Here is an 11,093-nt window from a genome sequence, read left to right as displayed (position 1 = left end):
TATCGTTGGCTTCTATTTTGTTATGGTTAAATTAGGTTTGAAGACACGCTCTAGTAAAAGAGATTTGCAGGTATCCGTAAGTCCCAATCAGCTTAAAATCGAGGGCTTGCCGGAAAATCAAACATTTGTAGTCCAACTCCCCGTATTAGTCAAGGCGCGGGAATGCAGAGCTAGCTATAAAGACGGTATATTGCAAATTAAAGTGAGGAAAAATAACGATGACATGGATTTCTATAATGTAGGTATTCGCTATGAATAAGCCGGACGGTTAACTCTGTCATGGATCAGGCCGCGTACGGATAGGCATGAATCAAGGAAGCATCCAAAGAAATCGTTTTTAAATGGGGCTTGTGGTCTCATCTAAAAGACGATTTCTTTTTGTTATTAAATCTTGCCGCTTGCCATTGAACGATATGAACAAAAAGAGATAGAATGGAAATGATAGCAGCTACATTATTCCTGTATCCGTCAGCTCACATCTCTATGCGGACCCTGTTGAAGCAGAAACATGACTGCTGAGTGAGATTGAATTCAACAATGGAGGCATAAGATGGAAACGTATGAAAATTTGATATTTCAACCTATTTATGAAGAAGATGTTGCCAGATTGACAGAAATTATGACACGCGCCTTTGACACGGATACGAAGCAATTTCTGGGCTGTGAAAAGGGAGGTCCTGAAGGATATGACACCAGTGAATTTATAAGACGTTGGGCGCTCCATTCACCGACCCAGTCCTATAAGGTGGTAATGGATGAAAAGGTGATAGGAGTTGTCATTGTGTGGATTAACGAAAACAATGAAAACGTTCTAGGGTGCATATTTATTGATCCTTTGATGGAGAATCGCGGAATTGGGCTTACGATATGGAGATACATAGAGCAGAAGTACCCTGACACGAAAAAGTGGGTGACGGAAACTCCAGGGTATTCCAAAAGAAATCATCATTTCTATGTCAATAAATGCGGATTTAAAATCGTGAAAATCCAAAATCCGATGAGTCGAGAGAATGAGTGCTATGTTCTGGAAAAAGAAATATAGCTGCGTACGGCGTCTTTCCAAATTGTGGTATAGTAACTTATATGGCTTGCGGCAGCAGTGATACGAACATCGGAAAAATCATCGCGTTCATCGGGGACAAAAAAGTTGAAGCCAACATCCCGGAGGGAGATTATTTTTAGTGCTCACGCCGATTGAGAGCATTGAAAAAGGGCTTACGACGGTGGCTAATCCAAGAAACAACAAATTCGAAGGGGGATTGACCATGATTACCCGCTTCCATCATGCCCAGATCACGATACCGCGAGGCGAAGAAGAACAAGCCAAAGCCTTCTATTGCGGCGTACTGCAGTTGAAGGAAATCGCCAAGCCCGACTCTTTAGCTGGAAGAGGAGGATTCTGGGTCCAGGTCGGCACGCAGGAGCTGCATATCGGGACCGAGGATGGCGTCGATCGTTCGTTGACCAAAGCCCACCTGGCGTATCAAGTGCAGGACATCGAGGCGATGAGAGAGCGATTAATAAGCAATGGCATTCAAATTCTGGAATCAGTTCCGATTCCGGGATATGAACGGTTCGAATTCCGCGATCCGTTCGGCAACCGAGTGGAGTGTATTCAACCGGACTAAACCAGAAAGTAGAGAGAAGATAGATATGAATAATGCGTATGCAATGAAAATAAAAGAGTATATGACTCTGCATCATATCCAAGCCGAACATCTCGTCTTGGAGCAATCCTGCCACTCCGTTCAGGAAGCGGCCATAGCCGTTCAGGGCTCAGCCGATCAATTCGTCAAGAACATCTGCATGATTGACGAACAGGACCGGTTCATCGTTGCGATTGTCAAAGGCGAAGACAGAGCGAGCACGACGAGAGTCGGCAAAGCGTTGGAAATCGCCAAGCCGCAGCTCTCGAATGGGACGGAAGTGCTGGAGCGGACAGGGTATCCGGCCGGCGGGGTGCCGTCGTTCGGGTTCGATGCGTTTTTCCTGATCGATCCTAAGGTTACCGAGCAGGACGTAGTATACACGGGCGGCGGATCTCCTCATTCCCTGATTAAGCTAGCTGTAACCGAATTGCTGCGCGCAAGCGGAGGAGAAGTGGCGAGAGTACGGAAATAGACATGGTAAAGCGGCTCTGCGATTCATCCGGCAAGTCCTTCCCTGGACCATGGATCGAATCGTTAGAGCCGCTTAATTTCTATGATGATAGAGATCGTATCCGTGACTATACGGCCAAGGTGTTCAACATCCACGATACCGAAAAACGGATAATTGACGTGACCATGCATGCTTTTTATGATAAGGCGGCCCAAGGCAGGGGAGAGATGCTGGAGGATAACTATAGTATGGTCTATTGGGAGCAACGAGTCGATGATGAGCTTCGCAAGCGGTATCCGCGGCTCTATACGCAGGAAGACATCGAGACCATTGCGGTAACGACCGTCTACTCCCCGATGCCGATAGATAGCGGGACCAGCCCGGCCGTAGATGACAATGGTGTCCGCCATCCCACTGGAGCCGAAGCATGAATATACGCTGGACATGCGCCTCCGAACAGATTCAATCTCCGAAGCGCTGTGGCAAGAATTATATGCCGTCGTACCGGACCTCGCGGCAGCGCCTTGGGAGGTCAACATTTTTGTCGGGGGCAGAGACACAGAACGGCTGGAAGGCAGCGCTGGAACCGAGGGCATGAACAAGACGATGGTCCTCTCTCTGCCTTACGATAAGCTTGATCATATAGGGAGCATTGAAGACATGAAGAAGGAAGTCAGTGTGTATTAACGAGATCCGAAATCTGATCATACCTAGAAGGAGAATCGTCAATGGACGGAATCTTTACATTTCAGGAGTTTCCCCGCTTGGAGCGGTTTCTATTACGGGCAATGGAGGAACGGGATTGCAGCGGCATGATGGATCTTTACTCGGATGAGGAAGTGGTCCGTTACACGCCGCTGGAACCGTTCCAATCTCTTCAGGATGTCATTCGGGAATGGAATTGGCACCAGAGTATATTCGCTGAGCAGAGCGGAGTGCGCTGGGTCATTGAGGATACATCATCTGCCAAAGTGATCGGCGGGAAAATACGTTGTATGATAGTAATATAGACGCAATGAACGAGAGGTGCGGATAACAAGCCCGGCGATACTGGCCGCATGCTGGCGGTCAAAGGCTACCGGTGGAAACCGCGCCGCGTCTACTTACTTTGTTAATCCTCCTACCTCTATATTGCCGCTCCTTCGGGGGCAGCGCTTTTGATGAAAAGTAATGAAAAAAATACACCCACTGGAAATAATGATATCTCATGTGGGTGCATTTTAATCTTTAGAAAAGCTAACTAGATAACTTATGACCGTTGGTCGGAATATTCATTGTTTCTTTTACGCAATCCTGCTAACCCAAATAATCCAAGCAGACCGAGCCAACCATAATTGTTGCGTCTGTTATCATTTGCAGCGTGAGTTCCAACGTTGTTTGTGTTGTAGCCGGTAGTGTTGGTATTGTAACCATTATTCGCGTTGGTGTTCATGCCGCCGTCGTAACCGGAACCATCTACCGCAAAGGCTGGCACCGCAAGTACCATAGAAATGGACGCCATTATCAGGATAGCTGACAATCGTTTTTTCATTTTTTCACCCCCGGTTAATATTGGTGCATCGATAGTAAGATTCCCAGGTAGTCCGATCTTTATTCATTGGCTTTTCCATGGGAGGAATATCCATCCTTATGCCGAAGTGTGATTGTAGTAGTAAACAATTATCTTAAAAGGAGATGTTTTTACATGCCGAGAAAATTGTTGCTGGCTACCTCAGTTGTGTTGTTGTTGTCTCTTGGTGCGGTTGCTTCTGCGGCGCCAATCAAAGTTTCAACTAATTATGAGTTTTCGACAAAAGAAATTTCATGGACAGTGACGTTAAAAGTGGGGGAAACGTACCATTTGCCTTACGGTCGTAATTACAAATACTATCCTTATCCAAATGGCGGTAGTCCTTACTTTAAAGTAAGCAGTACCGGACTCGTAACAGCATTAAAGAATCCGTATGTACGTGAAGGGGAGCCGGTTGGTGGGGTTGGAATTGTGCAAGAAGGAGTCAAAGATATTGGGGAAATTTTTATTGTTATTACAGATTAAATGATTAATACAAGCATATATTATCCTGTTATTTCGCGCACTATATGGATAATATTCTCAGTTTCTTTCGAGGTTGAGCGGACTCAGTGTTTCCGAATATCCCAGCCACCTAAAAAATTGTGAAGTTTACTACCGTATAGGCGTCCGCGGGCCAACGGCGGGAACGGGGCTCCGTCTCCGACATACGGGACGAACCTCGTAGCGGAGCTTCTAAGGCTTCGGGGGAAACGGCAGCAATCGAAGTCTACGGAAAGAAAGTTGCTGAAGGTCCGTTTGTGAATGGTATGGTCCTCGCCTCGGTCCGGGCCGTAGGCGGAGCGCTTGGCTGCCGAGTAGGTTGGAACCAGCAGACCAAAACGGCATCGATCAATGGCGTTCCTGTGCCTGGAGAGTTGATCGGCGGCAGCGCATATGCCCATATCCGGGCGGTTGCGGAGGCGGCCGGATATGGGTGCAGTGGGATTCGAAGACCCGGATCGTCAACATTTCAGCGAAATAACATTCTGGCCCCGCCGGGGATATGGGCGGGGTCCCATTCACATCAATAGTGTTACAGAAACGACCAATCTGCTTTACATATTTGCAGACACTGCTGATTTCCAGCCTTTATGGACAATATCATGCTCGATCCTATGAAGAGCATCGAACCACTTTGCATTCGGATGGAATCGGGATAATTAGTATATCATTAGTTCAACTATACGGTCTCCTTCTAAAATTTCACAAGGTATTTATTCGGGACAATATCAAATACTTCTGTAAGAATCTGATAATACTCTTCTTCGTTTATAGTTCGTTTTCTTTTTTGACCTTTTTTGGTTTCTGTAAAACTTCGTTTAGTAAGTGAAATATGCCCGCCTTCAATTAATTTACAGATAATATATCCTTTGTTAAAGGGGGATTCTGGGTGAGTTATAATATTATTTTGAATGATATTTACTTTATCTGTATCTATTTCGTTTAATGTAAATGCATATCCAATACACCATGTATTTGTAGGTTCAGAATCAAGGAATTGAGCGCTCTCCCCATTCTCCCCTTTTTTCATTTCTAGTAGATAGGTTCCTTTTTCAGTCTTTTGTTTACGAATACGGTATTTTCCTGTTTGAGATGAGATGACTTCCCCGCTAAATGGGACTGGATATAATGGAAGATGTGAGGCAAATCCCCCGTCTATAATATATTTCTGATCATTATGATTTAAAATAATAATTACATGCCCATCATCGGGTTTCCAATTATCATTACCTAAATCATAGACCGTACCAACTACTCGATAGACATCAAATCCACAATCAATTAAAAAATAATATAATAAGGAATTAAGCTCGTAACATAGTCCTCCGCGATGGGTTAATAGTAATTTTTCTTGGATATTTCCTCTGGAAATTTTTCGGATATTATTGTCCATAACGTCTAAATTTTCATAGGGTAGTACATATCCCATTTGCAGCAAAATTCCATGTAAATCTTCAAATGTTACATCTTCTTTTGGAGACATCTGTAACCGAGAGAAAAAATTTCTTTGTAATTCAGTCAACATTTTATAACACCATCCAATTATAGAAAATTTATACATTGAATATAATGTTACACCAATTACAATATATAATCAAGTCTAAAATTATTCTGGAACGGCCAGCTGCTGCGCAGTCTGTAGCTCTGCCGACGCGGCATGCGCCCGGCACAGATGCCAGGGGTTACCCACAGGTTGCTCTTGTTCTGACGGCTGCAGCCGTAATTCACACTAATCCGAATGGCCTGCTCCCCTTTCATCTATAACTCCACCTACGACGTGGCTAGGTCGCTCGGCACAATTTGATGTCCTTTTTATCAATATAAAATTAAAAAGGGTTGTAATACTGTTCCGCTACTTGTTGAACTGCATTATATGCACTGTGAAAGTCCTCATGCCAATCTTTTTCCCAAATAACTCAAGCCTAATCGATAACAACAACCTCAACTTTCACACTGACAAACAATCGCCCCTTTATAACTACCTTTTGATGTTATTTAATTTTGCCGAAGAGTTTCTTAACTAGGTTGCGTATAGCGGGCCATAGTCTGAATAGCGGGAGTTCCTTTGTTCGTAATGCGATCTATTAACCTTTTGGAACCGCCGTATGCGGATCCGCATGTACGGTGGTGTGAGCGGATATCCGCCGGACGACACTCCCGATCCGCGGCACCTCCCGTATCTATTCGGCACGGCCAAGACGGTGGAAGCGTTGGGTGGTACATGGGTGCCATCTGTATTATATGGACACAAATTATTGCAGTATTTAAAGAATGTACAAGCAATGGAGAAACCGAAGCAGCTGGATTATGAAGGGCACTGGGCAGAGGCATCAATCCGAAGAGTGATGGACGCGGGGATCATGAATGGCCGTAACACTGGATTCGCGCCGAATGAGTCGATTACGCGGGCTGAGGTAGCGGTGGTATTAGATCGGATATTGAAGCAGATGGGGAAATAGATTATATTGAAAATGTATCGGTTAACCGATACGGCTTGGACTGCTTCAACTGAAAAAGAACTATCGTGCTGTTCCTGACAGTTGTATAAGGAAAGCCCATGAACCAGAAGGGGTGTAATCCGGTTCATGGGCCTAGGTGCTACGCTAGGTGTTACGCAAATTGTTGAAGCAGTTCAACCAGCTTAGGAATGGATTCACCTATAAATTGCAAAACAGCGATAAAAATAGACATATTAGTCACCTCCTTGATGTAATGAAAGAAACTGTAATGTTCCTTACACTAAATATATCGGTATGGAAACCCAGTTTTTGTAGAGGTTTTATTATGTAAAACAAAAAATATGATTTTTTTTTGCATGATAGTAGTTCAACAAAGAGTAAGGTAAGGTTTAAACTTCTCCGAGACCTTTACCATGTCCGGGCAGTTGCGGAGGCGGCAGGGGCCCGGGTAAAGTGGGACGGGAAGGAACATTAAATAAATGGTGTATACTGGAAACGAACCCGGAGGAACCGGTGAAAAGGAGCTCTGCTGGCATTGTGCTGGTGGGGCTCCTTTTTTAGTTGCATGAAATGGGTGGTATTTATAATTACATCCAGAATATAGATGTTAATCAGCATGTTTGATCTTCATCAGTTTACCTAGTCAAACACAGGCATCAAAATGTGGACCCCCATATATATCAAATACAGTAAAAATTTGTGATGCAACTGGATATACTACCATCACTTATTACTATAAGCAAACGTGTTATTATGCCAACGGCGAACGATATACTATGGAGTGGATTGATTCAGATAAGATTAATGGATGCTTTAACTGAAAGGGAAAGAACAAGAGCCGTTGGGGAAGATGATATGCTCCCCTTAAAGCCAAACGGGGAAAACGATTAACCAAAAGCGCGTGTACCGGCTGATGAAGAAACAAGGAATTCAATCCGTCATCCGCAGGAAGAAAAAGAGATATGTGAGATCCACTCCACAACAGGTGGCTGAGAACGTGCTAAACCGCAAATTCACTGCAGATGCGCCAAATGAAAAATGGGTTACAGATGTGACAGAATTCAAGTACGGCAATGGCCAAAAAGCGTATTTAAGCGCTTTCGAGAAGATCCCTCCATGCCGCGAGCGCAGATATCGGCGTATAGTGCCTCTCCGGCCCCCTCGATGTAAGGAACTAAGATCGTGTTGGTAATAACTTGTATGGATAATTCCCCTTATAAAGGTAACCTTAAGAACGACCAGAACTGCTGGCGAAAATTTGATTAGGAGATGTTATGAATGGGAATTTTAAGCGGTAACCCTAAAGATGAACCTCTACATTATGGGGAAGTCTTTGATGTATGGGCCTTTTCGATGAAAGCGAAAGGATGCGTATCTGTATATCGGGCTTATCACTACCACGCAGGGGATAAAGATTTAAAAAATATATTAGGGGATTTGATTAATCAAGCAGAACTAGAAGAGAAAGAATGCGATCAAATTTTAATTAGCAATGGAATAGCTCCTAGCCCGAATCTTCCTGACCGGCCAGAAGCCAAGCTTGAGGAGATTCCCGTTGGAGCGAGACTTACAGATCAAGAAATAACGTCCTTGATTGGAGCTGATTCTGCAGCCGGCATGGTTATGTGCAGCCAAATCATGGGGAAATCAATTCGTGAAGACATTGGTGCGTTGTTTGGGAAATACCATATGACGAAAGCGGCATTAGCTGTGAGAATTTTGGAGATGAGCAAAGAAAAAGGCTGGTTGGTACCGCCGCCGCTGCATATAAAGAGACCAGAGGAAGTCGAAAAATAACATAAAGTACTTGCGGATTCTCTGACCGCGCAACATTCCCTCACTTTTGGTGGGGGATTATTTACCGTTGTTTGTCGAACGCACATTCGCATATAAGTAAGAACAAATGTTCTATGCGGAGATGATGGAAATGAGGCTGGAGCAATGTATCGGCCGACAGATTGAAATTATCTATATGAGGAGCGTAACGGAGCCATTACGCAGCGCAAAATTGTCGTGCGCCGTATTCGGGATGGCGTGCTGCACGCGACGTGTCTAAAGGCTGGAGCTTGGCGCCCGTTTCGTCTCGAGCGCATATTGTCTTGGCAACCGCTCGGGAAGGGGAGAACGGCGTGAGTAAGAAGCTGTCAAATAACGGCGTAGTGGACATTGACATGATCGGACAGCGCGTTCGGCTACAGGAAGGGGATGATCGGATCTGGATACAAGTAGAGGATATAATGGGGGTGATCCAATGATGAAGGATTTCACAGAGAAGCTCGACAAGTATGCGGAGCTGGAGGTGAAGGTGGGCGTGAATATACAGCAGGGACAGACCCTTGTCATCAAAACGACGCTAGACGCGGCCGAATTGGTTCGCTTGATTGTAAAAAAGGCGTACAAGGCTGGCGCAAACGATGTCGTCGTTCCATGGAGCGACGATGCTGTAGACCGGTTGTGTTTTGAAATGGCGCCGGAAGAGACATTGCGGACGTTCTCCGATTGGAACGCGAAGGAACGGGAAGAATTTCGCGTCCAAGGGTTCGGCGTTTATGTCCATCGTCTCTACCAGTCCGGATTGGCTGTAGGGAATTCACCCGGTACGCATAGCCAGCTTCAACAAGTCCAAGGCAACGGCGATGTTTCCGCAAATTCAAGCAGGGGTCGGCATCTCGCCGGGCGAATTCCGCAATCGGCCAAAGCCTCGGCGAATCGCGGCCTTTCAATTCGCCGGTCTTCTTCTCGCTCTCGGCATCATGCCGATAGCTGCCGATGCGCAGCTGTTGCTCTACTCGCGGCCGCTTCGAAGACGATTGCTCCTGTGGTCGCCATGGACTGGGGGGAGATGGATTGCCTGGAAGAGGCGCGGTTCATGGGCAAGCTGCTGGGCCTGGAACGGGAAGGGGAGCAAAGGATAACCCGGTATCTGCATAAGGTGCGGATGGCCAAGCACCGTCTTGAGAAGCATGTGAAGCCTGGCGACACGGTAGCTATGTATGAGATCCGGGAAGATGGGAAAATAACCGAGCAGGATGCGGATGACATGTTTGCTTATTATTCAGATTAGGAAGTATGCAGATATACGACCTGGTACATGCACAATTCCGTGCAAAATTCCCTTGCTTTTATCCAGAAGATCATGGAGGAATATCGTCAGGGACAAATTGCTCCCTGGGGCATTGAACACAAAGGTACCGGGAAATTGATTGGAACAGGCGGCTTTGTTTATTGGAATGTTACTCATTCAAGAGCGGAGCTGGCTTATGCTATATGCAGGCAATATTGGAACCAAGGGTATCGAATCGAGACGCGCTGCCTTGTGGACAATGCAGGGTCAGCCCGAGTGATGGAGAAGGCGGGAATGGCAGTCGAGGGAATACTCAGGAAACATATATTCGTTAAAGGAAGCCATGGATCTTAAGCTTTATTCGATTCTGTCTCGCTAAAAAAATGATGATTCATGAGGCGCAGAATGGGTTAATAACTTTTGTTTGCTGCGAAGAGTAGCCTACAGTCGACAGTCCTTTCCAGGGAAAGGACTTTTCGCATATTTCTGAAATCCATCATCTAGGAAATCTCTGCTATAATCTTGTGGGGGGCAGTGCTTTTCACTATATCGTTCAGCCCTGCTTGTCGTGAAATTAAACATGTGACATCCCAGCGAATGCGAAAAAGGATAAATTCATCCATGCAACTTCAATACGAGGAGACATTCCGCTGTCGCATTCCGTCTTATATGATTTATAGGAACCAAGGGAGGGAGATATGAAGTTATTTTTAAAAATGAATGGTTGATGATGAACGAACAGAAATCTGGGTTCTGTATTATATGATAGCGGGAGGCTCAGTAATGTCCTCGGAAGCACTGGTGCAAGAAAATCAACGCTCGATGTTCGAAATGTTCTATGAACGCGTCTATTCTACGGCTTATATGATTATCAAAGACAGCCATTTGGCTCAGGATATCACACAAGAAACATTTATGAAAGCCTTTTCGCAAATTCATACATTGCATGATGACAGCAAGCTGGGCGCATGGCTCCAATCGATCGCGGCAAGAACCTCGCTCGATTATTTGCGCAAGCGTAACCGGTGGAATGATATCGCGTCCGAAGATACGGTTCTCGATATCGAGCTGGCCAAAGACTTCGATAGTCAGTTGTCGGTGGAACAAAAGGTAGAGCTGAAGATCATTGTTGACGAGATTTATTCTTATCTGAAAAAGCTGAAGCCGGAGTACCGGAAGGTGATCATCCTCAAGTATATCCATCATATGAAAAATGCGGAGATTGCCGCCGCCACCAATGCGAACGAGAGCACGGTCAAATCGCGCTTGAAGCGGGCCAAGGCGATTTTGCGGAAGAGCATGGAAACTTGCTGCGACGAGGAGACCGGAAGGTGAAAAGAGGTATGTTGAAATCGAATGCGAATGGCCGCAAAGCTGTACCGCATCTCGATGGACCGCTTGAGGGAATGATAGCAAG

At 45.5% G+C, this 11,093-nt stretch carries 17 protein-coding genes and 1 pseudogene; 15 read left to right on the top strand and 3 right to left on the bottom strand.

Annotated features, from left to right (window positions below):
- From DQX05_RS31515 to DQX05_RS27335, 7 genes are all read left to right on the top strand, one after another.
- A partial coding sequence (locus DQX05_RS31515) for an Hsp20/alpha crystallin family protein (RefSeq protein ID WP_220483289.1) occupies positions 1–259 on the top strand: 259 nt, incomplete at its 5' end.
- Positions 260–550: 291 nt separating this feature from the next.
- Positions 551–1,042 carry a GNAT family N-acetyltransferase gene (locus DQX05_RS27360; protein WP_119796445.1) on the top strand — a complete coding sequence of 164 codons (492 nt, stop codon included), beginning with the start codon at positions 551–553 and terminating at the stop codon, positions 1,040–1,042.
- Positions 1,043–1,265: 223 nt separating this feature from the next.
- Positions 1,266–1,628 carry a VOC family protein gene (locus DQX05_RS27355; protein WP_119796449.1) on the top strand — a complete coding sequence of 121 codons (363 nt, stop codon included), beginning with the start codon at positions 1,266–1,268 and terminating at the stop codon, positions 1,626–1,628.
- A 25-nt stretch (positions 1,629–1,653) separates the two neighbouring features.
- A complete protein-coding gene (locus tag DQX05_RS27350) occupies positions 1,654–2,121 on the top strand; it encodes an aminoacyl-tRNA deacylase (protein WP_182914933.1) in 468 nt (155 codons plus the stop codon).
- 2 nt (positions 2,122–2,123) lie between these two features.
- Complete coding sequence (locus DQX05_RS27345) at positions 2,124–2,531, top strand: hypothetical protein (protein WP_119796444.1); 408 nt, start codon at positions 2,124–2,126, stop codon at positions 2,529–2,531.
- Entirely contained in the window at positions 2,500–2,787 is a 288-nt protein-coding gene (locus DQX05_RS27340) for a hypothetical protein (protein WP_182914932.1), read from the top strand. The genes DQX05_RS27345 and DQX05_RS27340 overlap by 32 nt, the downstream gene beginning before the upstream one ends.
- Before the next feature lie 41 nt (positions 2,788–2,828).
- A complete protein-coding gene (locus DQX05_RS27335; RefSeq protein ID WP_259392263.1) occupies positions 2,829–3,110 on the top strand; it encodes a GNAT family N-acetyltransferase in 282 nt (93 codons plus the stop codon).
- Between the two features lie 239 nt (positions 3,111–3,349).
- On the opposite strand, the gene DQX05_RS27330 is transcribed toward DQX05_RS27335, so the two are convergent.
- The gene (locus DQX05_RS27330; protein ID WP_119796442.1) at positions 3,350–3,631 is read right to left on the bottom strand and encodes a WGxxGxxG family protein; all 282 of its coding nucleotides are present in this window, start codon (positions 3,629–3,631) and stop codon (positions 3,350–3,352) included.
- A 153-nt stretch (positions 3,632–3,784) separates the two neighbouring features.
- Between DQX05_RS27330 and DQX05_RS27325 the strand changes: the two genes are divergently transcribed.
- On the top strand, positions 3,785–4,135 hold the full coding sequence (locus DQX05_RS27325; RefSeq protein WP_119796441.1) for a hypothetical protein: 351 nt from the start codon (positions 3,785–3,787) through the stop codon (positions 4,133–4,135).
- 712 nt (positions 4,136–4,847) lie between these two features.
- Here DQX05_RS27325 and DQX05_RS27320 read toward each other — a convergent pair.
- Both DQX05_RS27320 and DQX05_RS31190 read right to left on the bottom strand, forming a co-directional pair.
- Positions 4,848–5,678 (bottom strand): arylamine N-acetyltransferase family protein, encoded by an 831-nt coding sequence (locus DQX05_RS27320; RefSeq protein ID WP_119796440.1) that lies wholly within the window; start codon positions 5,676–5,678, stop codon positions 4,848–4,850.
- A 56-nt stretch (positions 5,679–5,734) separates the two neighbouring features.
- Complete coding sequence (locus tag DQX05_RS31190; RefSeq protein ID WP_182914931.1) at positions 5,735–5,911, bottom strand: hypothetical protein; 177 nt, start codon at positions 5,909–5,911, stop codon at positions 5,735–5,737.
- Between the two features lie 359 nt (positions 5,912–6,270).
- Here DQX05_RS31190 and DQX05_RS32630 point away from each other — a divergent pair, with 359 nt between their 5' ends.
- The 7 genes and pseudogenes from DQX05_RS32630 to DQX05_RS27285 all read left to right on the top strand — a co-directional run bounded on the left by DQX05_RS32630 (position 6,271) and on the right by DQX05_RS27285 (position 11,011).
- On the top strand, positions 6,271–6,612 hold the full coding sequence (locus tag DQX05_RS32630) for an S-layer homology domain-containing protein (RefSeq protein WP_259392262.1): 342 nt from the start codon (positions 6,271–6,273) through the stop codon (positions 6,610–6,612).
- 889 nt (positions 6,613–7,501) lie between these two features.
- Positions 7,502–7,711: pseudogene (locus DQX05_RS27310) on the top strand (IS3-like element ISEnfa5 family transposase); the annotation flags it as partial.
- A gap of 179 nt (positions 7,712–7,890) precedes the next feature.
- The gene (locus DQX05_RS27305; RefSeq protein ID WP_119796439.1) at positions 7,891–8,409 is read left to right on the top strand and encodes a DUF3231 family protein; all 519 of its coding nucleotides are present in this window, start codon (positions 7,891–7,893) and stop codon (positions 8,407–8,409) included.
- A gap of 332 nt (positions 8,410–8,741) precedes the next feature.
- Complete coding sequence (locus DQX05_RS32625) at positions 8,742–8,867, top strand: hypothetical protein (protein WP_259392261.1); 126 nt, start codon at positions 8,742–8,744, stop codon at positions 8,865–8,867.
- Complete coding sequence (locus tag DQX05_RS32620) at positions 8,864–9,676, top strand: aminopeptidase (protein WP_259392260.1); 813 nt, start codon at positions 8,864–8,866, stop codon at positions 9,674–9,676. The genes DQX05_RS32625 and DQX05_RS32620 overlap by 4 nt, the downstream gene beginning before the upstream one ends.
- 27 nt (positions 9,677–9,703) lie before the next feature.
- Positions 9,704–10,030 (top strand): GNAT family N-acetyltransferase, encoded by a 327-nt coding sequence (locus DQX05_RS27290; RefSeq protein ID WP_259392259.1) that lies wholly within the window; start codon positions 9,704–9,706, stop codon positions 10,028–10,030.
- A gap of 429 nt (positions 10,031–10,459) precedes the next feature.
- Positions 10,460–11,011, top strand: coding sequence for an RNA polymerase sigma factor (locus tag DQX05_RS27285; protein ID WP_119796438.1), 552 nt, complete (start codon positions 10,460–10,462; stop codon positions 11,009–11,011).
- Positions 11,012–11,093 lie beyond the last annotated feature (82 nt).

The sequence above is a fragment of the Paenibacillus thiaminolyticus genome (assembly GCF_003591545.1).
GTDB classification, from domain to species: domain Bacteria; phylum Bacillota; class Bacilli; order Paenibacillales; family Paenibacillaceae; genus Paenibacillus_B; species Paenibacillus_B thiaminolyticus_A.
This window is presented reverse-complemented; position numbering and strand designations above follow the sequence as displayed.

What these genes read in the sequence shown, in the direction of transcription:
- DQX05_RS27355 (WP_119796449.1), top strand. Translation starts at nt 1,266, where the DNA reads ATGATTACCCGCTTCCATCATGCCCAGATCACGATACCGCGAGGCGAA.
- DQX05_RS27335 (WP_259392263.1), top strand. Translation starts at nt 2,829, where the DNA reads ATGGACGGAATCTTTACATTTCAGGAGTTTCCCCGCTTGGAGCGGTTT.
- DQX05_RS27330 (WP_119796442.1), bottom strand. Translation starts at nt 3,631, where the DNA reads ATGAAAAAACGATTGTCAGCTATCCTGATAATGGCGTCCATTTCTATG.
- DQX05_RS27325 (WP_119796441.1), top strand. Translation starts at nt 3,785, where the DNA reads ATGCCGAGAAAATTGTTGCTGGCTACCTCAGTTGTGTTGTTGTTGTCT.
- DQX05_RS27350 (WP_182914933.1), top strand. Translation starts at nt 1,654, where the DNA reads ATGAATAATGCGTATGCAATGAAAATAAAAGAGTATATGACTCTGCAT.
- DQX05_RS27360 (WP_119796445.1), top strand. Translation starts at nt 551, where the DNA reads ATGGAAACGTATGAAAATTTGATATTTCAACCTATTTATGAAGAAGAT.
- DQX05_RS32620 (WP_259392260.1), top strand. Translation starts at nt 8,864, where the DNA reads ATGATGAAGGATTTCACAGAGAAGCTCGACAAGTATGCGGAGCTGGAG.
- DQX05_RS31190 (WP_182914931.1), bottom strand. Translation starts at nt 5,911, where the DNA reads ATGAAAGGGGAGCAGGCCATTCGGATTAGTGTGAATTACGGCTGCAGC.
- DQX05_RS27345 (WP_119796444.1), top strand. Translation starts at nt 2,124, where the DNA reads ATGGTAAAGCGGCTCTGCGATTCATCCGGCAAGTCCTTCCCTGGACCA.
- DQX05_RS32630 (WP_259392262.1), top strand. Translation starts at nt 6,271, where the DNA reads ATGTACGGTGGTGTGAGCGGATATCCGCCGGACGACACTCCCGATCCG.
- DQX05_RS27320 (WP_119796440.1), bottom strand. Translation starts at nt 5,678, where the DNA reads ATGTTGACTGAATTACAAAGAAATTTTTTCTCTCGGTTACAGATGTCT.
- DQX05_RS27290 (WP_259392259.1), top strand. Translation starts at nt 9,704, where the DNA reads ATGCACAATTCCGTGCAAAATTCCCTTGCTTTTATCCAGAAGATCATG.
- DQX05_RS27305 (WP_119796439.1), top strand. Translation starts at nt 7,891, where the DNA reads ATGGGAATTTTAAGCGGTAACCCTAAAGATGAACCTCTACATTATGGG.
- DQX05_RS27285 (WP_119796438.1), top strand. Translation starts at nt 10,460, where the DNA reads ATGTCCTCGGAAGCACTGGTGCAAGAAAATCAACGCTCGATGTTCGAA.